Source organism: Rhizobium mayense (assembly GCF_030272705.1).
GTDB lineage: Bacteria > Pseudomonadota > Alphaproteobacteria > Rhizobiales > Rhizobiaceae > Rhizobium > Rhizobium mayense.
In genome coordinates this window covers 22,609-44,116 of sequence record NZ_JARFYM010000029.1, presented here as the reverse complement: position 1 = coordinate 44,116, position 21,508 = coordinate 22,609, and the positions used below count along the sequence as shown (strand labels likewise).

The following is a 21,508-nucleotide window of genomic DNA, read 5'->3' as shown; positions in this document are numbered from 1 at the left end:
ATTGAACAGCATCAAAAACCGTGCCAACTATGCAGGACGAGTTCGCAAGGATTTTCTCCGTGTTTCTCCATGAGTTAAAGCCGCAGGCAGCGAAAGGTCGCAGAAGCCGATAAAAGCGCGTCACGCAGATTAAACGCGCAAGCATTGTCCAATTTGTCGGATAGGCGACAGAGGCTTTGTTAAGTCAATCTAGTTTGCATTCCCTTAATGGCTTGAAACCACACACGGAAATCGTCTCTTCGGCTACGCTGGTCGAGTTGGCACGGTTTTTGATGCTGTTCAGCGTTGTAACGGCGAAAGCTGCTGGCCGGCGATCGTTTATTGGATGACCGTCAGTTGGGAGGAGGTAGGCGCCGTATCAAATCGTCAGATTGCATTTTGTCGAAGAAGAAAATCAATGGAAACCAGAGGACCGATCGGTCTGTCGTGCCGCCACCCGTATAACGGTCAACGTCGGCCGATCGCCGCCACAGGACTTCTAGCCGGACGAGGGCCTGATGGTCGGGAAACGTGTTATCGTACCACCTCGCCGCGATTGAGGGTCAAGATGCGGTGCGTCTTCGATCGTCCACCGGCCGCGAACATCCTGGAATCATTGCCGCGTTACTCGATGCGCGAAAACGCCTCTTCCAACCTTAGAATTTGCGACAAAGCGATGTTCCACGAACAAATTACCGAATTACTTGATCGCGAGGCGATCCGCGACTGCCTGTACCGATACTGCCGCGGGATAGATCGGGCCGATGAGGCGGCGCTGCGGAGTGCCTACTGGCCCGATGCGCATGATCATCACGGAGCCTATTCCGGCTCGGCCGAGGGTTTCATCGAGTTCGCACTGAGCGTCTTTAAGACCGAACCGCGCAATTTTCACCAGATCACCAATGTCCTGATCGAGTTCATCGATCCGGCTACGACTGCCGTCGAAAGTTACTTCACTGCGCTGCAACGCGGACCGGACGGCGCGAGGACGGAACGTCAGGTCCTCTTGTGCGGCCGCTATTGCGACCTGTTTCAGAAACGGGACGGGGAGTGGCGCATTGCCGGGCGGACCGTTGTCTACGATTGGGTCGAGGAGCAGACCGCGCCGGCGACCTCCGAGGTGGAGCGCTTCGGTCTCCGGCAGCCGATCGGAGCATCCTATCCGACCGATCCGGTCTATGCGCTCGGGAAACGTCGTTCAGAAACATGAAGGTGTGATCCATATGGCTCAAATGCCTTGTGTTGGGGGGCAGATCTTGGTCGGCGACGGGACGGAAATCACGTGACCATTCTGTCTACTGCCATGTCGTGGGTGATTGTCCGGCACACATGGACCGGTAAAAGGTCAGGAGAATTCTCATGAAACGGCAAGGACGCGTCGTCATCATTACAGGCGCCGCAGGCGGGATCGGCCGCGCCTTGGTCGATGCCCATGTCGCTGCAGGAGACATTGTCGTTGCCGCGGATCTCCCGGGCAGCGGCGTGCTTGAACTGGTTCGGGCTCTCGATCCAGTGCATATTGGACTTGAATTCGATGTCTCGCGGGAAGAAGACATCCTTGCCCTTTATGAGAGGATCGACGCGCAGTTCGACCAGATCGACGTTCTCGTCAACAATGCGGGGATAGGACCCAGTATGGCTGCGACTGCCGACACCGGCATCGACGCCTTCCGACGTGCATTGGCGGTAAATCTCATCGGGCCTTTCGTCATGGCTCGCGAAGCCGCGCGGCGGATGCGGCCAGGTGCATCTATCATCAATGTTGCCTCGATGGCGGGCATGCTTGGCAATCCGAAACGCAACGCCTATGCAGCTTCGAAAGCGGGCCTTATCTCGATTACGAAATCGCTCGCCTGCGAGTTGGCTTCTCTTGGCATCCGCGTGACGGCAGTGGCGCCGGGATATGTACGCACGCCGATGGTCGCACAATTGGAATGCGCGGGCCAGACGAACTTAGCGGCGGTTCGCAGCCGCGTGCCGATGGGGCGCATGGCGCGTCCGGAGGAAATTGCCCGAGTCGTGCTGTTTCTCGCCAGTGCGGACGCGCATTCTATCAACGGCACGGTGCTGACAATTGATGGGGGTTGGATGTCCTTCAACCAGCCCGGCCGCGCACACCCGCGCGTCAGCGGCACACCACGAGCCGAACTCTTGCGTCCGCCAGAACAGAGCGACAGGCGGATCGTCCTCGTCACAGGCGGAGCAACCAGCATAGGTGCAGCCATCATTCGCCGCTTTAGAGCAAACGGCGATACCATCGTAATTGCCGACAAAAACGGGGACGCCGCGGCGCAGTTCGCAAACTCTCTCGGTGGCGAGCACATGGGCAAATCCGTGGACGTCACCATCGAAGCGGAGGTGGTTGCGCTCTTCGACGATCTGCGCGAGCGGTTCGGGCGGCTGGAGGTCCTCATCAACGGCGCAGCTTGGCCCGCTAGTTGCGCGTCGGGAGTTGAGCAAACGCCTGCCGAGATCGCACACGTCATTGATGTCAATCTCACCGGTGCCTTCGCCTGCGCGCGTGAGGCAATCAAGATGATGCGGCCCGGCGGGGTGATCCTGAATATCGGGTCAATCGACCGCTCCCTGACGATTGCCCAACGCCATGCATATGGTGCATCAAAAGCGGGGTTAGAAATGCTGACCCGCTGCATGGCTGCCGAACTCGGACCGGTTGGCATTCGGACAGCCACGATCGCACTTGGCTTTATTCACACACCTGATGTTGCACAGGATGCGATCAGCCGCCGCGACCCGATCGGCGAGATGGTGGCACAGTCCGAAGGCGTGGCTAACGCAGCATTCTTCCTGGCTTCGCCAGATGCTTCATACGTCAACGGTTCGACACTCTACGTGGGCAGCAGTTGAACCTCGTTTTGACGATATGGGATTCTCTCGCGATCAGGAACATTCAAGGAGATCGAAAAATGAAGATCCACCGTGCGCCAGACAGCGTGCGGAGGGTCATCGAAGACGACAGTTTTAAGGAGCGCCGGCGACTGGCGAATGGCAAGCAAATTTCCCTCGAAACCTCGAATACCGAAAAAAGGGAATCGGCATCAAGGCCAAGGACAATTCGCGCGCCCGCCGGCCATTCCCTGACGGGCCCAACCTCAATGAGGAAACGCTATGGAATTTGCGACATTCATCCTTGCCTCCCAGCGTGGCTATCATCAATCGTCCGAGAGTGTCATCCGCAACTCAATCGAACAGGCGGTCCTTTCGGAACAGGCTGGCTTCAACACCGCGTGGTTTGCCGAGCACCACTTCAACAACTATAGCCTGGTTCCATCGCCCTTGATGATGGTAGCGCATTGCGCCGGCCGGACGAACTCCATCCGCCTCGGCACCGGTGTCTGCGTCCTGCCGCTCTATCAACCGCAGCGTCTGCTTTCCGAGATCGGCTTCGCCGATATCGTTTCGAGCGGTCGCCTTGAGCTTGGCGTCGGCTCCGGATATCAGCAGTTCGAGTTCGAGCGCTTCGGTGTCGATATCGATGCGGCGCCCGCTGTTTGTTCGGAATACCTGGACGTCCTTCTTAAGGGCCTCAAGCAAAAGATCTTTGAGCACGACGGCCAATATATAAAGATACCTCCCACGGCGATTTCGGTGCGGACCGTCCAGAAGCCGACCCCTCCGATCTGGATCGCTGCGGCGTCCGGATACAGCATGGGCCGGGCTTATCGCGAGGGACACAATCTCTTCGTCACAGCATTCCACGACGGCTTGGATGCTTTGAGCACGTTGCGCGAAAGCATCGAGAAAGCAGCGCTCTCAAAAAATAAGGACGTTACGGACGCCAAGATATCGCTGTTGCGTTGTTGTTATGCCAGCGACAACGAGACGGAGATCAACAGCTATCTCGATAACGCCCGTTTCCAGCGCCGGCTATCCGAAGCGCTTCATCAGCGCCGCCAGCAGAGCGAGGACGGCTATCTGCTGCAGGAAACCCCAACGCAACAGGATCTGTCGTTTCAGACTATGCGCGACAATCTGCCGGTCGGCAGTGTGGATCGGGTGATCGATCGCCTGCTGGAAGAGATCAGTGTGCTGAAGCCATCCCAGATCGCAGTGCATTGCCAATTGGGCGATTTCGATCATCAGACGATGCTGCGGCAAATAGAGCTCTGGGGAGACAAAATCATTCCGGCGGTCAACAAATCGCTCGGTCACGCGCCCGGGATGACGGAATAGACGCTTCCCGAGATTAGGCTGTAATTTCTGATGATGGGTCGTTCGGACCATGACTGAAATCGACCCTACGCCGCGCGAGCGGGCCTCGTTGACGATACCTGGTTCTGGCCTCGGGAGACCGCAAGCTAGACTTTGGCGAATTCGCCACGATAAATTGTTGCAACTTGGACCGCGGTGTCGACCTCAGTCAGCCAGCCCCAGAGTCTCGAAGTGAAACGGGCCGCGCACCCCAGCGGAAAAACGCTCAGCCGCGTTGAGAGCCATTTCCAACCTATCGCGGGGCGGAGAGCTTGACGATGCAAAGAGCGCGCCCAGTGCAATTTGCTGACCGCATCCGCAGGCGTCAAAGCCATCGATCGCCTCGCCAACCTGATAATCGTCATCGATCCTGAAAAGCCTTCCGGCATAGCCGACGAGGAAGGTGCCGCCGAGCTCGGCATCGTTCTGCCGCCGTGCGTAGCCACCATCTTTCAGGCATTGGCGGAGCGCGTTGACGAACTCCGTCACCATAAAGGCGTACACATCCGTTTCGGGGTGTCTTTTGGGTGGCTTGAAGGAATGTGCCAATAGCTGGCCCATTCTAAACGAAGAGGTAAATCCGAAGAGAAAGTCCTGCTTGCGGAACACCTTGCGATCGGCTCGGACGGTAAGCGAATAGCCGGCCACGCCAGCGCTATCGCCCCCGATATGAACGGATGCGTCGCTGACTAAACCGACAATACATGTCATCCGCGGCTGCTCCTCACGTCGGCTCTTTTTATAAAATCCAATGCGCCATTAGCAGCCGACCAGGATATGCCGCATTCGCTGCCTCAGGCTCAACCAGCAAACAGCATGCCAACCAGCACACCAACCAGGACACGGCCTCCCGCGGCCGTGACAGCTGCTCCACGGTCTTACCACTTCCTAGTTGGTCGATGGGATTACCAGACTCTAATGAAACCGGTTTGCCTCGCCTGAAGCCGCAAGACTTCGTGATGGTTGTTGTTTGGTCCAGGGAAGCGGACGTCGGGTTTGTTCCGTCCGCGACACGGACTTGTTCGGCGAGCTGGCGCAGCCACGCCTAAGCCTTTGATTATCAGGTCATCCACGCTCTTTGCCGAGCTGGCACGGCTTTTGAAGTTCCTCTGTCGGGAGGTGGTAGGAACGGCCGACCTGTGACGACATCGATGCCACAGAACGGAGAGGAAAGCCATCATGCCAAGTCTGGCGCAGATCCGCATTCGGCCGGAAAGGCAGGTAGCGCCTGGCATCGGAACGCTCAATTGCTCAAGTTGGCGACAATTCTCACAACCGCTTGGCGCCGGCCGCTAATGGGCCTCAGGTTGAATTTCGATGAACATGTGCTTGCCGTACGTTCGCGTTCGCTGGACAAGATTCGACGGCGGCAACCAGCCCTTCACAGGTCAACTTGCAGGCCGCGCCTTTCTCCGCTGCCGCTAGCCGGGCCTTCTCCTTGGAGGAGGCGAGGGGAGGGGCAAGTTCCGTGCGGGCTTTCCGGGAGCCCAGGCTAAGGCGATCCGGCGAATGTATGGTTCGCCAGGATCATCGCCTAGCGGCCATCTAGTGATAACGATTTCCGGCAGGGCGAAATTCATTCGGTGGGCCAAAAACAGCCGCTTGTTTGCCACCACGTTCTCAACGCGGGAGGCTCAGCAACGCAAAAGCAAGCGGAGACAAGACCATCCCCGGACAGATCGTCTGGCGGGTGCCCGCCATCACAAGTTTACCGCTTCCTCGCACCACGAAATTCTTCTCGATTTGGAGTTGTTCGCATATGACTGTTATCGATCCTCGCCCGACGCTGAATGCTCCCGATGACGACCCTTATCTCTGGCTGGAAGACATCGATGGCGAGAAGGCCTTGATTTGGGTCACCGAGCAATCGGCGCGAACGCTGGCACGCTTTGGCGGGCCGCGGTTCGAAGGAGACCGCGACGTGCTCACAGGAATTTTCGACCGTCCTGACAGGATTGCCTGGGTCGTGCGCCGCGACAAATATCTCTACAATTTCTGGCGAGATGCCGAAAACCCGGGAGGTTTGTGGCGCAGAACAACGCTTGCCGCCTACTTAACGGCAAAGCCGGAGTGGGAGATCGTTCTCGACGTGGATGCCCTTGCCAAGACCGAAGGAAAGGACTGGATTTGGGGCGGCGCCTCGGTCGAACCCGGAAGACGTGAAAGAGCCGTCATTCGCCTGTCGCTCGGTGGCGGCGATGCGGTCGTGCATCGCGAGTACGATCTAACCGCACGAAGCCTCGTCCCCGACGGCTTCAATCTGCCGGAGGCCAAAGGCCACATCGCCTGGCTCGATCGCGACACTCTTCTGCTTTCCAGTGCTCTTGGCGATGGCATGGCCACGCGCTCCGGCTATGCGCGCACCGTGCGATTATGGAGGCGTGGCGCAGATCCGCTCACCGCGCCGGTTATCTTCGAGGCGAGTTCCGATTCCATGCTCGTATTCGGCCATCTGGATCGCACCGCGGCGAGCGAACGCGTTTGGTTCACCGAGCGACGCGCCTTTTTCGATGCAATCGGCTGGATCGGCGACAGGAGCGGTCCGAAGACACAGATCGATCTTCCTCGAGATGCTAGCTGGGACGTCTTCGGTGATTGGCTTGCGGTGAAGTTGCGTAACGCATGGACGGTCGCAGGAACGACCCACGCAGCTGACGCGCTGATCGGCATCTCCCTATCCTCGTTCATCGCTGGCGCGCGCAGCTTTACCACGCTCTTTGAACCTGGCAGCGGGTGCGCCCTGCAGTCCTTCTTCTGGAATGACGCAAAGCTCGTCGTATCTCTCCTCGACAATCTCATCCCGCGCTTCGATATGTTCACGCCCGGACGACGGGACTGGACGCGTCGAACCTTGGACACCATGCCCGAAGCGACGACCGTTCGAGCCTGGCCGTTCGATGCGGAAGTTCACGAGCGTAATGGAGAAGTCCTCGTTTCGGCCGAAGATCCGGTGACGCCAGCGCAGCTTCTCTTGTTCAATATCAACGGGGCGGCGAGTCTCGGCGCGCCCGTGGTCCTGAAACGCGATCCAGAGAATTTCGACGCATCCGGCCTGGTGGTCACGCGTCACGAGGCGGTTTCGACGGATGGTGAGATGATTCCCTATACACAGGTCGGCCCGGAGAACGCAAATGGAGAGGCGCCGGTTCACCTCACCGCATATGGCGGATACGGCAAATCGGTTCTGCCCGACTACAACTCCGCGATAGGCAAGCTGTGGCTCGAACCCGGCGGCACGAGCGTGGTGGCCAACATCCGCGGCGGCGGCGAGTTCGGTACACGCTGGCACGAGGCTGGACGAAGGGCCGGCAGGCGTCTTGCCCATGACGATTTCGCCGCCGTGGCTGCCGACCTGGTGCGCCGGGGTGTCACACGCCCAGAGCGGATCGCCGCCCAGGGCGGTTCAAATGGCGGCCTCCTGATCGCCAACATGCTGACCCGATATCCCGAGCGTTTCGGCGCGCTCTCCTGCACCGTTCCAGTTCTCGACCTGCGTCGTTACACGAAGCTCCTCGCCGGTGCGAGCTGGATCGACGAAAAGGGTGATCCCGACAAGCCGGAGGATTGGGCCTTTCTCAGTCAAATGTCTGCCTATCACACAGCCGAAGCAGAGCGATCCTACCCGCCCATCCTGCTCGCCACCAGGAGACGGGACGACCGCGTCCATCCGGGGCACGCACGTAAGATGGCTGCAAAGCTGCAGGCACTCGGCTGCCCTGCCTACTTCTACGAAGCTGAGGTCGGCGGTCATGCCCCCGGCCCGAACAATCGCGAGCGGGCGGCCTTCATTGCCCTGGGTTATAGTTTCCTTCGCGATGCAATCGGTTTTCTATAGCGTCCGCTTCGAGGAACGATCGACCTAAATCGGAGGCAAGTGCCTTGGTCATGAGCGATGTAGTCGGCCGTTCGGCCAAGATAACGGCGCTTTACAAGTCTGTGAACGAGACCGGCTTCCTGGATTGCAGCATGGTTCAACGAAATTGGCATCGCCGTCAATTGTCCTGTCTTCTCTGCGATGTGCCCGCGCCGGCGGCTGAGGTTTGAGAGATCCTTAAGTAAGGCGAGGCCCCTTTCTCCGTGTATCCGATCTGAATAGGCTATGCTCAAGCATGCTTCCTCAGGAAAGTGCCTGGCGTTCTGGACGCGATCGGTCCTTTCAGCGTCAAAACCATGGGGACGTGCAATGCCGCCAATCATTATTCCCAATGCTGCCATCATGGATGGGAGCGCGGACCGCGCTGCGCATCCGGTCGATGCTCTGCTGGCGGATGGACGTATTGTCGAAGTCGGAGAGCCAGTAAACGCGCCGCCAGGCGCCCACGTCCTCGACGCAGCAGGACGCTTCGTCATGCCATGCCCGATCGATTGTTACGCGCATGTCGTGGCCGCGACCGCGTGGGCAATTTTCGGCGCCGTCATGACGGTGTGCTGCAAAAGTTGCAAGACCAGACCGTAATGAAGCAGGCGTCTGCACTTAATTGCATCACTTCCCTCGAAGGCGCCTTGTCGCATGATCGCCCGACATCCCTTACTCGGACATTTTCGCCCGCGCCGGAGTTGGTAACACGCGGCGACACGTCAATTTCGCTTTTGAAAGTGAGACAATACGCTCAGAAGCAGCCGGAGTGGGCCCTTAGACGTTTCCTTCAACTCCGCCCCGACCTAAGACACAGCGAATGCGCGGCCGGGGAGGGGGATTGCAAGGCCTCGACCGCCAGATATGACGGTCGCAGTGCATTCCAGTTAAGCTGTCCGACATTGGGTCGATCAGAACTGGATCGGCGCCTGAACGGCTGCTGGTCTAGCGAAGAACCGGTTCTCCATGGAAGCGGCGCTTTGATGGTTTCGAGACGCCAAATCCGACCTCCATCATCAACCGCGGCCTCTGTTTTGCCAAGGTGCCCATATGAAATCCGAAGGGATCCTCGACGAAGCCAGAACCCGCTTTGCCGGTCAAAGTGATGGCATTTTCTTCGCCATAGAAATCCAGAACCTCATGCGCCGGATGGCCGACGAGCAGCGTCAATTGATGCTTCAAACGCCGACGGTTGTGGCTGCCGCGCACATAGACATGCGGGCCGGAATCGGCATCGACGTCGGAAAGATAAAAGAAAAACTTCAGCATTCGCCAATCATCAAGATCGAAGTGAAACTTGAAGGAAGCGCGGCTCAGATCCGCATCCGAGGCTTTTTTTGTTGGAAAGCTCCACCACGTCCGCGTGGTGATCAATCTTGCATTGCCACCGAGGTAATGCCTTGCCACGTCCAGAAGCAGCGGATCTTGCTGAACGGCAACGACGGCGTCACATCGTAAAACCCGTTCGTAATGGTGGCCGCTTAGTATCGTGCGACCGAGCCATTGCTCGGTTTCGGTATGGTCACCGGCCAGAAAATCAAGCCGGCGGTCGAAATTGCCGAAGCAGGGCGTCTCATGTCCAAAACGTGCAATTTCCTCGTGAATTGCGGCCGGTAGGGTCAAGCCGGCAAATATGCCCGTTTGTCTCAGTTCGGCTGCGATCGTCTTTGCGCTGAGATCGCCAAACATCGAGGGCTTGCGGCTTTCCGGCCGCGGCACTGGTCTTGCGGTCAGCCAATGCGCCTTGCGCAACGGCATCGTGCGCGCCAGCAGGAACATTGGGAGCCAGGCCGGGTTCTCTCGCATATCCGTCAGATAGGTTGGAATTCGGGACGCGATGCGGCGAAATACGCCGCCGTTGCGCGCGATCGTTTCGAGGTCCTTCGGATTGGAGTTTGCGGAACTGAGCATTCGATGGCCTTTCATGGATGATAGAATTTTCCCGTGCCGGCAAGAACCTCCGCGCGAATGGTGTTGTCCTCGGCAAACTTAAGTGTTCCTGTTCGATGCTTCGAAAAACCCGCGAAATCAACGGGCCGTTTTTGCAATCGACCGGGCGACGGAATATTCAAACGCGGCATGCTCTCGCACGCCGCCTTTGTTGTTCTCTTCCAGGGTAGGATTCGTTCAAGGGAATGCGTCGTTGCTCCTCTCATCGAAACCAGATTTGATATCAAAGTCAGTTAGACCTAGATCAATGAACGAAAGTCCGGGGCATCGACTTTGATTCCATGTCTCAACAATATTTCTCCTCATGTTATTCGTGCCAAATGCGCGAATGCGATCAAAGTCGCAGGCATTGGGGCCCACCCCTCATTACCGCGTTGTTTTAAGCCGCCCATCGATTGGCGGCTTGCTTTTGTTACTCCAATGCCCCACAGGCTTGGCAAATGGATTGTTTGGATGGAGCTCATTCACGACATGGATAAATCTAGACATAGCTCCACGATTGGAAGGTTACCGCGGACTGCTATCTACGCGTGATGCCAAGCGACACCGGCGTTTGGGCATGGCATTTTCTTGTTGAAGATCCCCGCCGAATATCAGATAGCCCAGGCGTTTAGGAGCGGTGGATAGAGCGGGTCCTAGATTTTCCCTGAACGCGCTCTCGGTGATCAACCCCTTTGGGGAACCGTTTTGCTGAAGCGGCAGTTGGTATGTTCTCCCGCGCCGGTTTGTCACGATCTCGCCGGCATTCTTGGCGTAACGAAGCGAATGTTTTCCGGCAATCGCGTGGGGCCGGAGACCTTTAATGTCAAGGTTCTGGCTTGGTTCGAAATTTTAGCCCCACCTCGCAATGTCCGGAGCCGTGCCTTGATAAGCGACCTCTCGAAAGGCCCAACGAGGCAGACCTGATACAAACTCGCAGACCGGCATCCGATCGTTTCGGCCGAACCCCCACGCAAATGTGCACTCGATCTACTTGATTTCGGCCAATTTATATTCTTTCAATGGGCATGATGATCGATAGCATGGATGGCATGCGTCCACGCTATGGATGAAGGAAAACATGCGTTTTAAAGGCCTTGATCTAAATCTCCTCGTCGTGCTTGACGCGCTCATGACCGAGCGTAACCTCACGGCAGCCGCACGCAGCATCAATCTCAGCCAGCCGGCAATGAGCGCGGCCGTCGCCCGGCTGCGGACATATTTCCGCGACGAGCTCTTTACGATGGCTGGCCGTGAACTTGTCCCAACGCCGCGGGCGGAAAGGCTCGCCTCGCCAGTCCGCGAGGCTTTGTTATATATCCAGCTCTCCATTATTTCCTGGGAGCCGTTTGATCCCGCTCAATCTGATCGTTGCTTCAGGATCATCCTCTCCGACTACGTCACGCTTGTGTTTTTTGAAATGGTCGTTGAGCGCGTGGCGCGGGAGGCTCCCGGCGTCAGCTTCGAATTTCTGCCAGTTTCCGACGATTTCGAGGAGCTCCTCCGGCGCGGCGATGTCGACTTTCTGATTATGCCGGAAGTGTTCATGTCGAAACATCCGCATGCCGCACTGTTTGACGATATATTCGTGTGCGTAACCTGCGGGACGAACAAACAGCTGTCCGAGCCATTTACATTCGAGCAATACATGTCGATGGGCCATGTTGCGGTCAAGTTCGGAAATACGCGCAAGCCGGCCATCGACGAGTGGTATTTGCACGAGCACGGTTTCAAGAGACGTGTTGAGGTCGTCGTACAGTCCTTCAGCATGATCCCACCCATGTTGTCGGGTACCAACCGCATTGGGACCATGCCTCTGCGGCTGGCGCAATATTGTGCAAAAACGACGCCCCTGCGGATCGTCGAGCTCCCGCTGCCGATCCCCGCATTGACAGAGGCCGTCCAATGGCCCGCGCTTCACAACACCGATCCGGCAAGCCTCTGGATGCGGGAGACGTTAATGCAGGAGGGGGCTCGCATGGTTTCGCCGCGCGCCACGGAACATCAAAGCGCTCCGAGAACTAAGCCCGGTCGTTTCAAAGTCTCAGCCGGGTAAAAGCATTGCTCGTTTCACGCAGCTGCGACGTGCGCAAAGCCGGCGAATAGTGCTGGTGTCTCAGCCTGCACTCGACGGCCGGCAAGACGATTGCCGTGCTCATGCAGATGTCCGCGTTTTGCCGCTCCACGTGATACGAATGGAGATCGCACGCTACGCCTCGTCTTCCATGAGGAACGCGAAGCTGGCTGATTCTGCTGCTGGTCGCTGCCAACCTGTGGCACTCCCCGATCGCCAGCCTTTATCGGTCTCAGGTAAGGCCTCCGACACCTTGCGTCCGATTTGTCGGACCCGCGACACAGGCTTGTCCACTCCGATCTCTTATTTGCTTCAGACTAAATAGCTGAAAAACAACCAAGAGAGTTTTCCTTCCAATCGACCGCCACATTGGCACGAGTTTTGAAACACTTGCCTGCGGGCGGCGCGAGCTGCCGACCTATTCCGCGATGGATGGAACGAAAGAAGGAAGGCAACATGTCAGCTTTGCGTCAAATCGCATTCTACGGCAAGGGGGGCATCGGCAAGTCCACCACCTCCCAAAATACGCTCGCGGCCCTCGTCGATCTCGGGCAGCAGATCCTCATCGTCGGCTGCGATCCCAAAGCCGACTCCACCCGGCTGATCCTGAACTCGAAGGCGCAGGACACCGTCCTGCATCTGGCGGCAGAGGAAGGTTCGGTGGAAGACCTCGAACTCGAGGACGTGCTCAAAATCGGATATAAAGGCATCAAGTGCGTGGAGTCCGGCGGCCCGGAGCCGGGCGTTGGTTGCGCCGGTCGTGGCGTCATCACCTCCATCAACTTCCTCGAGGAAAACGGCGCCTACGACAATGTCGACTATGTCTCCTATGACGTGCTCGGCGACGTGGTGTGCGGCGGCTTTGCCATGCCGATCCGCGAGAACAAGGCCCAGGAAATCTACATCGTCATGTCCGGCGAAATGATGGCGCTTTATGCGGCAAACAACATTGCCAAGGGCATCTTGAAATATGCCCATGCAGGCGGCGTGCGGCTCGGCGGTCTGATCTGCAACGAGCGTCAGACGGACCGCGAAGTCGACCTCGCCGAGGCGCTGGCTTCCAGGCTCAATTCCAAGCTCATTCACTTCGTGCCGCGCGACAACATCGTCCAGCACGCCGAACTCAGGAAAATGACAGTCATCCAGTATGCGCCGGAGTCCAAACAGGCCGGAGAATATCGCACACTGGCTGAGAAGATTCACGCCAATTCGGGTCAAGGGACCGTCCCGACCCCGATCACCATGGAAGAGCTCGAGGACATGCTGCTCGACTTCGGCATCATGAAGACCGACGAGCAGATGCTTGCCGAACTTCAGGCCAAGGAATCGAAGGTGGCGGCCGCCCACTAACTGCCGCTTTCGACAGGACGCGCCGGCGCCCCAACCCGGCGCGTCCTTCCCCGAGAACGCGCCTTTGCGCGCGGCATCAACCGAACCTTAAAAGAGGGCAGGCCCAATGAGCCTCGACTACGAGAATGACGGCGCTTTGCATGAAAAGCTCATCGCGGACGTGCTGTCGCAGTATCCGGACAAAGCGGCCAAGCGCCGCAACAAGCACCTCAGTGTTGCAACGGGGAGAGACGGGGCCGACGAGGAGGACAACGTCATTTCCGAATGCAGCGTCAAATCGAACATCAAATCCATTCCGGGCGTCATGACGATCCGCGGCTGCGCCTATGCCGGATCCAAAGGTGTCGTGTGGGGTCCGATCAAGGATATGGTCCATATCTCACATGGGCCCGTCGGTTGCGGCCAATATTCCTGGTCGCAGCGTCGCAATTACTACGTCGGCACGACGGGGATCGACACCTTCGTGACGATGCAGTTCACCTCCGACTTCCAGGAAAAAGACATCGTTTTTGGCGGCGACAAGCGGCTGGAAAAGATCATTGACGAGATCCAGGAATTATTTCCGCTGAACAAAGGCGTCACCGTCCAGTCCGAATGCCCGATCGGTCTGATTGGCGACGACATCGAGGCGGTGTCGCGCAAGAAGGCGAGCGAATACGAAAAGACGATCGTACCGGTGCGCTGCGAGGGCTTCCGCGGCGTATCGCAATCCCTTGGCCATCATATCGCCAACGATTCCATCCGCGACTGGGTTTTTGAGAAGACGGATGTCGAGTTCGAGGCGGGTCCCTACGACATCAATGTTGTCGGTGATTACAATATCGGCGGCGACGCCTGGGCCACGCGCATCCTCCTGGAGGAGATGGGGTTGCGCGTGGTCGGCAACTGGTCGGGAGATGCCACGCTTGCCGAAGTGGAGCGTGCGCCCAAGGCCAAGCTCAACCTCATCCACTGCTATCGGTCGATGAACTACATCTGCCGGCACATGGAGGAAAAATACGGCATCCCGTGGATGGAATATAATTTCTTTGGTCCCTCGCAGATCGAAGCCTCCCTGCGCAAGATTGCCAAGCATTTCGGGCCGGAAATCGAGGAAAAGACCGAAAGAGTCATCGCCAAGTACCGGCCTTTGGTCGATGCCGTCATCGCCAAATACCGGCCGCGCCTCGAAGGCAAGACGGTGATGCTCTACATCGGCGGTTTGCGCCCTCGTCACGTGGTCACGGCCTACGAGGATCTCGGCATGGAGATCGTCGGCACAGGCTACGAGTTCGGCCATAACGACGACTATCAGCGCACCGGCCACTACGTAAAAAAAGGCACGCTCATCTATGACGACGTGAGCGGTTACGAACTGGAAAAGTTCATCGAGGGAATTCGTCCCGATCTCGTTGGCTCCGGTATCAAAGAAAAGTACCCGGTGCAGAAGATGGGCATCCCGTTCCGACAGATGCATTCGTGGGATTACTCCGGCCCGTATCATGGCTACGACGGCTTTGCGATCTTCGCCAAGGACATGGATCTCGCCATCAATAATCCAGTCTGGGATCTCTACGACGCCCCCTGGAAAAAAAAGGCCGCGCCGGCTGAGGCGGTTGCGGCCGAATGAGGGCCTGGCCTGTCTTGGAGCAGGGGCAGGCCAGGCTCTCCTGTCGGACTTGATCCGCACACCTGAAAGATGACGTCCCTTTGCCGCCACCGGTGCGGCACGATGAAAAGAAAGGTGATTACCATGCCGCAGTCGGCCGAAAAAATTCTCGACCACGCGCCCCTGTTCCGCGAGCCGGAATACAGACGGATGCTCGCCGAAAAGAAGCTGAATTTCGAATGCCCGCACCCGGACGAGATCGTTGCCGATCAAAGCGAGTTCACCAAGACCTGGGAATACAGGGAAAAAAATCTGGCCCGCGAAGCCCTCGTTGTGAACCCCGCCAAAGCCTGCCAGCCGCTCGGCGCCGTATTCGCGGCCGCGGGCTTCGAGCGGACCATGTCCTTCGTCCATGGCAGCCAGGGCTGCGTTGCCTATTACCGGTCGCACCTATCGCGACATTTCAAGGAGCCCGCGTCGGCGGTTTCGTCCTCGATGACCGAGGACGCGGCGGTATTCGGCGGACTGAAGAACATGGTCGATGGGCTTGCCAATACCTACGCGCTCTACGATCCGACGATGATTGCCGTCTCGACCACCTGCATGGCGGAGGTGATCGGCGACGATTTGCATGGCTTCATCGAAAACGCCAAGAGCGAAGGCTCGGTCCCCGCGAACCTGGATGTTCCGTTCGCCCACACCCCCGCCTTCGTCGGCAGCCACGTCGATGGTTATGACGGGATGGTCAAGGGCATTCTGGAGCATTTCTGGAAGGGCAGGGAGCGAAAGGAATTCAATGGAACCATCAACATCGTTCCAGGATTCGACGGCTTCTGTGTCGGCAACAACCGCGAGCTCAAGCGCCTGCTCGACCTCATGGACGTGTCGTATACGCTCATTCAGGACGCCTCCGATCAGTTCGATACCCCGTCGGACGGCATGTACCGCATGTATGACGGCGGCACGACCATCGAACACGTCAAGGACGCGCTCGATGCCGAAGCGACGCTGTCGCTGCAGCACTACAATACCCGTAAGACGTTGGAATATTGCAATGAGCTCGGGCAGACGACGGCCTCCTTCCACTATCCGCTTGGCGTCAACGCGACCGACGAATTGCTGATGAAAATCTCGGAGATTTCCGGCAAGGAAATCCCTTCGACTATCGGCTTGGAGCGCGGCCGGCTTGTCGACGCCATGGCGGACAGCCAGGCCTGGCTGCACGGTAAGAAATACGCGATCTACGGCGATCCCGATTTCGTCTATGCGGTAGCCCGGTTCGTCATGGAGACCGGCGGCGAGCCGATCCATTGCCTGGCCACCAACGGCACATCCGCTTGGGAACGCGAGATGAAGGAATTGTTCGCATCTTCGCCTTTCGGAAAGGATGCCAAGGTCTGGGCGGGTAAGGACCTCTGGGCGCTGCGCTCGCTGCTCTTCACCGAACCGGTGGACCTGCTGATCGGCAATTCCTATGGCAAATATCTGGAGCGCGACACCGGCACGCCGCTGATCCGCCTGACGTTTCCGATTTTCGACCGGCACCATCATCATCGCTTTCCGCTGATGGGCTACCAGGGGGGGCTGCGTGTCTTAACGACGATCCTCGACACGATCTTCGACAAGCTTGACCGCGAGACGAGCAAAATAGGTGTCACGGATTATTCCTATGACCTCACGCGCTAACAGCAAAGACCCGCTTGGCACCCCCGACGTCTTGCGATCGGCCTCTCAAACCGGCGCAAGGCGCTCGCTCGATGCCAAGATCCAAGAGGTCTTCGACGAGCCCGCCTGCGAGATGAACCGCGGCAAAGACGACAGCGTGCGCAAGAAGGGCTGTTCGAAGCCGCTCACTCCCGGCGCGGCAGCCGGCGGCTGCGCTTTCGATGGCGCCAAGATCGTGCTGCAGCCGATCACCGACGTCGCACATCTGATCCATGCGCCGCTCGCCTGCGAAGGCAATTCCTGGGACAACCGCGGCACGGCTTCGTCTGGTCCAACGCTGTGGCGCACGAGCTTCACCACCGATCTTACGGAACTCGACGTGGTGATGGGCCACGGCGAGCGGAAACTGTTCAAGGCGATCCGCGAGATCAAGGAGACCTATGCGCCGCCGGCGATCTTCGTCTATTCGACCTGCGTCACGGCACTGATCGGCGACGATATCGAAGCCGTCTGCAGACGCGCTGCGGAAAAATTCGGCTTGCCGGTGGTGCCGGTCAATGCGCCGGGCTTCGCCGGCTCCAAGAACCTCGGCAACAAGCTCGCCGGCGAGGCGCTGCTCGATCATGTCATCGGCACGGCGGAGCCCGACGATGCCGGCCCCTACGACATTAATATCCTCGGCGAATTCAACCTCTCCGGTGAGTTCTGGCTGGTAAAGCCGCTCCTTGACCGACTCGGCATCCGCGTGCGCGCCTGCATTCCCGGTGATGCGCGCTATCGTGACATTGCCTCCGCCCATCGTGCACGGGCAGCCATGATGGTGTGCTCGACCGCACTCATCAATCTTGCCCGCAAGATGGAGGAACTCTGGGATATTCCGTTCTTCGAAGGTTCCTTCTACGGCATCACCGACACTTCGCAATCCCTGCGGCAGGTCGCTGAGCTGCTCGTGAAGAAGGGCGCCGATCCCGAAATTCTTCAGCGCACCGAGGCGCTGATCGCAGAGCAGGAGGCGATTGCGTGGAAGAAGCTCGCGGCATACCGGCCGAGGCTTCAAGGCAAGCGCGTGCTGCTCAACACAGGCGGCGTGAAGGCCTGGTCCGTCGCCCATGCGCTGATGGAGATCGGCGTCGAAATTGTCGGCACCTCGACCAAGAAATCGACGGCCGAAGACAAGGAGCGCATCAAACAGATCCTGAAGGACGACAACCATATATTCGAATCGATGCGGCCGAGCGACCTTTATGACTTTCTCGCGGAACGCAAGGCCGACATCATGTTGTCGGGCGGACGCACGCAATTCGTCGCGCTGAAGGCCAAAACGCCTTGGCTCGATATCAACCAGGAACGCCACCACCCCTATGCCGGCTATGACGGAATGGTGGAGCTCGTGCGTCAGATCGATCTTGCTCTTCACAATCCGATCTGGAGTGCGGTGCGGGAGCCGGCGCCCTGGGAATGCCAGCCTGCAATCGAGGAAGGAGTGCCAAGCGCGCACAGTGACACGGAAGCCTTCCAGCTCTCAAGACCGTCGTCGGCACTATCGCCGGTGGCTTCCGCAAGTATTGGGGAAAGCTGATGGCATGCATTCTTCCGCAGACCAAGTCGGTGGCCGTCAATCCGCTGAAATCGTCGCAGCCGCTAGGCGCAGCCATGGCGTTTCTCGGCGTCGATGGTGCGATACCGCTGTTTCACGGCAGCCAAGGCTGCACCAGCTTCGCGCTCGTACTCTTTGTGCGCCATTTCAAGGAAGCCATTCCCCTGCAGACAACGGCGATGGACGGAGTGGCGACGATCTTAGGCGGCGCCGGCAATCTGGAAGAGGCGCTCCTTAATCTCAAGACGCGCGCAAAACCGAAGCTGATTGGCATCTGCACGACGGCGCTGGTGGAAACCCGCGGCGAAAATTTTGCGGGCGATCTTGCCAACATCAAGACGGAGCGTGCGCAAGAGCTTGCAGGTACCGAGGTCGTGCTGGCGAGCACACCGGATTTCGACGGGGCGATCGAGGAGGGCTGGGCCAAGGCCGTCACCTCCCTGATCGAAGGCATCACGACCCCGGGCGGGCGGTCCCGTGACCTGAAGAAGATTGCGATCCTCCCCGGTTGGCACTTAACGGTCGCCGATATCGAGCATCTGCGCGAAACGGTCGAGAACTTTGGCTTGAAGCCGGTAATCCTGCCGGACATTTCCGGCTCGCTCGACGGTACGGTGCCAGATGACCGTTGGGTGCCAACCACCTATGGCGGCACGAAGATCGAGGAAATCCGGGAACTCGGCACCTGCTTCCAGGCGGTTGCGATTGGCGAGCATATGCGCGGGGCCGCCGCGGCGCTGCAGGCCAAGACCGGCGTGCCTTATGTTCTCTTCGAGCAGCTCGTTGGCATGAAGGCGATCGACCGTTTCATGACCATGTTGGCGATGATCGCCGGCAATCCTATACCGGCCGCGGTGCGCCGCCGCCGCGCGCAGTTGCAAGACGCACTCCTCGACGGCCATTTTCATTTTGGCGGCAAGCGTATCGCGATTGCCGCGGAGCCAGACCATCTTTTTCAACTTGCGACGTTCTTCAAGGGCATGGGCGCTCAAATAGTCGCCGCCGTGACGACCACCGGCACCAGCTCTATCCTGCAGAAGGTGCCGGCAGACGCCGTGCAGGTCGGCGATCTTTCCGATCTCGAGACCATGACGCGTCACGCAGGCGGCGACTTGATTGTAACCCACTCCCATGGCCGTCAGGCGGCCGAGCGGCTGGGCATGCCATTGATGAGGGTTGGTTTTCCGATCTTCGACCGCCTGGGCAGCCCGCATAAGAAAACCATTCTCTATGAGGGCGCCCGGAACTTCCTATTCGAGGTCGCCAACATTTTCCAGTCGAACTGCCGCCAGCCGAGCCCCGAAGCGCTCAATCCCTTGCAAGACATGGAGGCAACAAATGACCGCTGTGCGACGTCTTTCACTCGTCACTGACGAGGGACCGGCACCTGTCCCAGAGCGCCCGAAGGGAGTGCTGCGCGTCGCGATCGCGACACAGGACCTGAAGAGACTGAACGCCCATTTCGGATCTGCCAAGCTTTTTGCAGTCTACGATGTCACGCCGGCCGGTTGGGAAATCGTCGAAGCTGTCGATTTTGGTGAGGTAACCGACGAAAGCGGTCAGCACACGAACGACGGTACTGATCGCATCACGATGAGGGTCGAGGCGCTGAAGGGCTGTCATCTGCTGTTCTGCCTGGCGATCGGCGGCCCCTCTGCCGCGAAGGTCGTCTCGGCAAAAATTCATCCGATCAAGGTGCCGCAGCCATCCTCCATCGAGGAGGTACTGACCCGTACCCAAACCATGCTGAAAACTGCTCCGCCGCCATGGCTGCGCAAGGTGCTGGCAGATGCCGGCATGGGCGTCCCCAAACCTTTCTTCGACGACGAAGATTAGAGGAGATCGCCGATGACCTCGCCCACCGCTCTCGAAAACACAGTCGCCGATGGTGATAGCAACGTTATGGCAACCCCGTTCATGAAATGCCTTATTCGCCTGGTGAGGGCGCAGGATACTCATGGGGCGTGGGAAGGAAAATCGAACACTGACCTGCTTGCCGATTTCATCGTGACGAAGGAGCAGCGCCACGAGATGCCGATCATCGGTGATCCGGATCCGGACGTGATATGGAGGCTCCAAATTTTTTACACATGCGTGGGACTAGGAATCGAGGAGCGCTCCGGCCTGATCGCATCCTCGATCATGATGATGAACCATGAGGGCTTCGGACGTCTGGTTCTCACGACAGGGCGTTTGGTCCTTTTGTCGAAGACCCTTCGAGACGTGCACCGCTTCGGCTTCGAGACGCTTCGCAACCTGGCTGATGCCGGTGCGAAACTGGTCGATAATGCGATCGCCACCATCGAAGCTCATCCCGACGTGGCGCGGGCGTCATGAAATCGGTTTTCGAGGAAAGAGATCATGTCAGACATTGTGGAGCAGCTTAAGAAGGTCCGCCAACTGCAATCACGTGCAGCAACTGCGAAAATGGAGTTGCATGACTTTGCCGAGGACCTCCCGGTCAACTGGCCTAAAATCAAGACGATCGCACAGAAAACGTTCGACGCATTCGCCGAGCTGGATGCCGCAAGAAAAGAGCTTGCAGCATTGGAGGAAGCGCGATGACCGGGTCTTTCGTCACGCGCGACGGTTCCAGCTGGGTGCCGGAGTATCTAACCGCTATCGATGGCAAAACCTGCATCGGCTGCGGTCGCTGTTTCAAAGTCTGCTCGCGCGAGGTCATGAACCTTTATGGCGTCGACGAATCGGGTGAAATCCTTGGTGTCTGCGACGACGAGGATGACGACTTCGATGGCGAGCTCAATCGTATGATCATGGTCGTAGACCACGCCGGAAGCTGCATCGGCTGCGGCGCCTGCGCACGCGTTTGCCCCAAGAACTGTCAGATTCATGTTGCGGCTGAGAAGCTCGCTGCATGTGCTGGCGCATAACCCGGAGAACCGCGATGCCTTTTGCTACCTTCTGTCGCCTCCTGCATCTGGCCATGTGCGCTAGCCTTCTGGGCACTTACGTCGTTTCACAATCCATCCGCAGAGCAATGGTCGCGACGCTTGGTATTTGGCTGCTTCTTCAGGTGGCCTATTTCGCAAGCGTGCTATTTTTAGTTTGGCGGTCGAGCTGCGCTCCGAAGGTAGGCCAGAGGGCCGAGCGTTTCGGCAATTTTCAGAAAGTGCCCTGCCAGCCACAAGAGCATTGCCGGGATGAAGATTGACTACGCGGATGTCCTCCAACTTGGCTCAACGGTGCGGATTACTCTCCGTAAGAGGCCGAGATTCGATCAGTGTTGAAGCTCACGTT

18 protein-coding genes are annotated in these 21,508 nt (G+C 58.4%); 16 read left to right on the top strand and 2 right to left on the bottom strand.

The annotated features are described in order from the left end of the window. Positions 1–655 precede the first annotated feature (655 nt). The 3 genes from PY649_RS26280 to PY649_RS26270 all read left to right on the top strand — a co-directional run bounded on the left by PY649_RS26280 (position 656) and on the right by PY649_RS26270 (position 4,173). Positions 656–1,189: a nuclear transport factor 2 family protein gene (locus PY649_RS26280; RefSeq protein WP_285871836.1), complete on the top strand. Its 534-nt coding sequence runs from the start codon at positions 656–658 to the stop codon at positions 1,187–1,189. A gap of 149 nt (positions 1,190–1,338) precedes the next feature. Further along, positions 1,339–2,847 (top strand): SDR family oxidoreductase, encoded by a 1,509-nt coding sequence (locus PY649_RS26275; RefSeq protein WP_285871790.1) that lies wholly within the window; start codon positions 1,339–1,341, stop codon positions 2,845–2,847. A 261-nt stretch (positions 2,848–3,108) separates the two neighbouring features. Next, positions 3,109–4,173, top strand: coding sequence for an LLM class flavin-dependent oxidoreductase (locus PY649_RS26270; RefSeq protein ID WP_285871789.1), 1,065 nt, complete (start codon positions 3,109–3,111; stop codon positions 4,171–4,173). 183 nt (positions 4,174–4,356) lie between these two features. Here PY649_RS26270 and PY649_RS26265 read toward each other — a convergent pair whose 3' ends face one another. Further along, entirely contained in the window at positions 4,357–4,839 is a 483-nt protein-coding gene (locus tag PY649_RS26265; protein ID WP_285871788.1) for a hypothetical protein, read from the bottom strand. 1,111 nt (positions 4,840–5,950) lie between these two features. Here PY649_RS26265 and PY649_RS26260 point away from each other — a divergent pair. After that, positions 5,951–8,026, top strand: coding sequence for a prolyl oligopeptidase family serine peptidase (locus tag PY649_RS26260; protein ID WP_285871786.1), 2,076 nt, complete (start codon positions 5,951–5,953; stop codon positions 8,024–8,026). 348 nt (positions 8,027–8,374) lie between these two features. Then, the gene (locus tag PY649_RS26255) at positions 8,375–8,647 is read left to right on the top strand and encodes a hypothetical protein (RefSeq protein ID WP_285871785.1); all 273 of its coding nucleotides are present in this window, start codon (positions 8,375–8,377) and stop codon (positions 8,645–8,647) included. 345 nt (positions 8,648–8,992) lie between these two features. On the opposite strand, the gene PY649_RS26250 is transcribed toward PY649_RS26255, so the two are convergent. After that, complete coding sequence (locus tag PY649_RS26250; RefSeq protein WP_285871784.1) at positions 8,993–9,958, bottom strand: phytanoyl-CoA dioxygenase family protein; 966 nt, start codon at positions 9,956–9,958, stop codon at positions 8,993–8,995. Between the two features lie 1,099 nt (positions 9,959–11,057). Between PY649_RS26250 and nodD2 the strand changes: the two genes are divergently transcribed. The 11 genes from nodD2 (at position 11,058) to PY649_RS26195 (ending at position 21,422) form a co-directional block, all read left to right on the top strand. Continuing rightward, positions 11,058–12,032 (top strand): transcriptional regulator NodD2, encoded by a 975-nt coding sequence (nodD2, locus tag PY649_RS26245; protein WP_285871835.1) that lies wholly within the window; start codon positions 11,058–11,060, stop codon positions 12,030–12,032. A gap of 474 nt (positions 12,033–12,506) precedes the next feature. Further along, on the top strand, positions 12,507–13,400 hold the full coding sequence (nifH, locus tag PY649_RS26240) for a nitrogenase iron protein (RefSeq protein ID WP_120708977.1): 894 nt from the start codon (positions 12,507–12,509) through the stop codon (positions 13,398–13,400). A gap of 106 nt (positions 13,401–13,506) precedes the next feature. Then, on the top strand, positions 13,507–15,009 hold the full coding sequence (gene nifD, locus PY649_RS26235) for a nitrogenase molybdenum-iron protein alpha chain (protein ID WP_285871783.1): 1,503 nt from the start codon (positions 13,507–13,509) through the stop codon (positions 15,007–15,009). Positions 15,010–15,132: 123 nt separating this feature from the next. Next, a complete protein-coding gene (gene nifK / locus PY649_RS26230; protein WP_285871834.1) occupies positions 15,133–16,674 on the top strand; it encodes a nitrogenase molybdenum-iron protein subunit beta in 1,542 nt (513 codons plus the stop codon). A 112-nt stretch (positions 16,675–16,786) separates the two neighbouring features. Further along, positions 16,787–18,232, top strand: a complete 1,446-nt coding sequence (gene nifE, locus PY649_RS26225; protein WP_285871833.1) for a nitrogenase iron-molybdenum cofactor biosynthesis protein NifE — start codon at positions 16,787–16,789, stop codon at positions 18,230–18,232. Continuing rightward, positions 18,232–19,623, top strand: coding sequence for a nitrogenase iron-molybdenum cofactor biosynthesis protein NifN (gene nifN / locus PY649_RS26220; RefSeq protein WP_285871782.1), 1,392 nt, complete (start codon positions 18,232–18,234; stop codon positions 19,621–19,623). The genes nifE and nifN overlap by 1 nt, the downstream gene beginning before the upstream one ends. Continuing rightward, positions 19,589–20,086, top strand: a complete 498-nt coding sequence (gene nifX / locus PY649_RS26215) for a nitrogen fixation protein NifX (RefSeq protein ID WP_285871781.1) — start codon at positions 19,589–19,591, stop codon at positions 20,084–20,086. Before nifN ends, nifX begins: the two co-directional genes overlap by 35 nt. Before the next feature lie 12 nt (positions 20,087–20,098). Beyond that, a complete protein-coding gene (locus PY649_RS26210) occupies positions 20,099–20,587 on the top strand; it encodes a NifX-associated nitrogen fixation protein (protein ID WP_285871780.1) in 489 nt (162 codons plus the stop codon). A gap of 24 nt (positions 20,588–20,611) precedes the next feature. Beyond that, the gene (locus tag PY649_RS26205) at positions 20,612–20,815 is read left to right on the top strand and encodes a CCE_0567 family metalloprotein (RefSeq protein WP_285871779.1); all 204 of its coding nucleotides are present in this window, start codon (positions 20,612–20,614) and stop codon (positions 20,813–20,815) included. Further along, positions 20,812–21,141 carry a ferredoxin III, nif-specific gene (fdxB, locus tag PY649_RS26200; protein ID WP_285871778.1) on the top strand — a complete coding sequence of 110 codons (330 nt, stop codon included), beginning with the start codon at positions 20,812–20,814 and terminating at the stop codon, positions 21,139–21,141. The genes PY649_RS26205 and fdxB overlap by 4 nt, the downstream gene beginning before the upstream one ends. Next, on the top strand, positions 21,126–21,422 hold the full coding sequence (locus tag PY649_RS26195; protein WP_349644447.1) for an exopolysaccharide production repressor protein: 297 nt from the start codon (positions 21,126–21,128) through the stop codon (positions 21,420–21,422). The genes fdxB and PY649_RS26195 overlap by 16 nt, the downstream gene beginning before the upstream one ends. The last annotated feature ends 86 nt before the right edge of the window (positions 21,423–21,508 follow it).

Bases quoted from the DNA above. Each gene is read 5' to 3' on its own strand.
- PY649_RS26260 (WP_285871786.1), top strand. From the start codon at position 5,951: ATGACTGTTATCGATCCTCGCCCGACGCTGAATGCTCCCGATGACGAC.
- nifE (WP_285871833.1), top strand. From the start codon at position 16,787: ATGAACCGCGGCAAAGACGACAGCGTGCGCAAGAAGGGCTGTTCGAAG.
- PY649_RS26250 (WP_285871784.1), bottom strand. From the start codon at position 9,958: ATGCTCAGTTCCGCAAACTCCAATCCGAAGGACCTCGAAACGATCGCG.
- PY649_RS26205 (WP_285871779.1), top strand. From the start codon at position 20,612: ATGTCAGACATTGTGGAGCAGCTTAAGAAGGTCCGCCAACTGCAATCA.
- PY649_RS26270 (WP_285871789.1), top strand. From the start codon at position 3,109: ATGGAATTTGCGACATTCATCCTTGCCTCCCAGCGTGGCTATCATCAA.
- nifN (WP_285871782.1), top strand. From the start codon at position 18,232: ATGGCATGCATTCTTCCGCAGACCAAGTCGGTGGCCGTCAATCCGCTG.
- PY649_RS26280 (WP_285871836.1), top strand. From the start codon at position 656: ATGTTCCACGAACAAATTACCGAATTACTTGATCGCGAGGCGATCCGC.
- PY649_RS26210 (WP_285871780.1), top strand. From the start codon at position 20,099: ATGACCTCGCCCACCGCTCTCGAAAACACAGTCGCCGATGGTGATAGC.
- PY649_RS26195 (WP_349644447.1), top strand. From the start codon at position 21,126: ATGTGCTGGCGCATAACCCGGAGAACCGCGATGCCTTTTGCTACCTTC.
- nifX (WP_285871781.1), top strand. From the start codon at position 19,589: ATGACCGCTGTGCGACGTCTTTCACTCGTCACTGACGAGGGACCGGCA.
- nifD (WP_285871783.1), top strand. From the start codon at position 13,507: ATGAGCCTCGACTACGAGAATGACGGCGCTTTGCATGAAAAGCTCATC.
- PY649_RS26275 (WP_285871790.1), top strand. From the start codon at position 1,339: ATGAAACGGCAAGGACGCGTCGTCATCATTACAGGCGCCGCAGGCGGG.
- nodD2 (WP_285871835.1), top strand. From the start codon at position 11,058: ATGCGTTTTAAAGGCCTTGATCTAAATCTCCTCGTCGTGCTTGACGCG.
- fdxB (WP_285871778.1), top strand. From the start codon at position 20,812: ATGACCGGGTCTTTCGTCACGCGCGACGGTTCCAGCTGGGTGCCGGAG.
- PY649_RS26255 (WP_285871785.1), top strand. From the start codon at position 8,375: ATGCCGCCAATCATTATTCCCAATGCTGCCATCATGGATGGGAGCGCG.
- nifK (WP_285871834.1), top strand. From the start codon at position 15,133: ATGCCGCAGTCGGCCGAAAAAATTCTCGACCACGCGCCCCTGTTCCGC.
- nifH (WP_120708977.1), top strand. From the start codon at position 12,507: ATGTCAGCTTTGCGTCAAATCGCATTCTACGGCAAGGGGGGCATCGGC.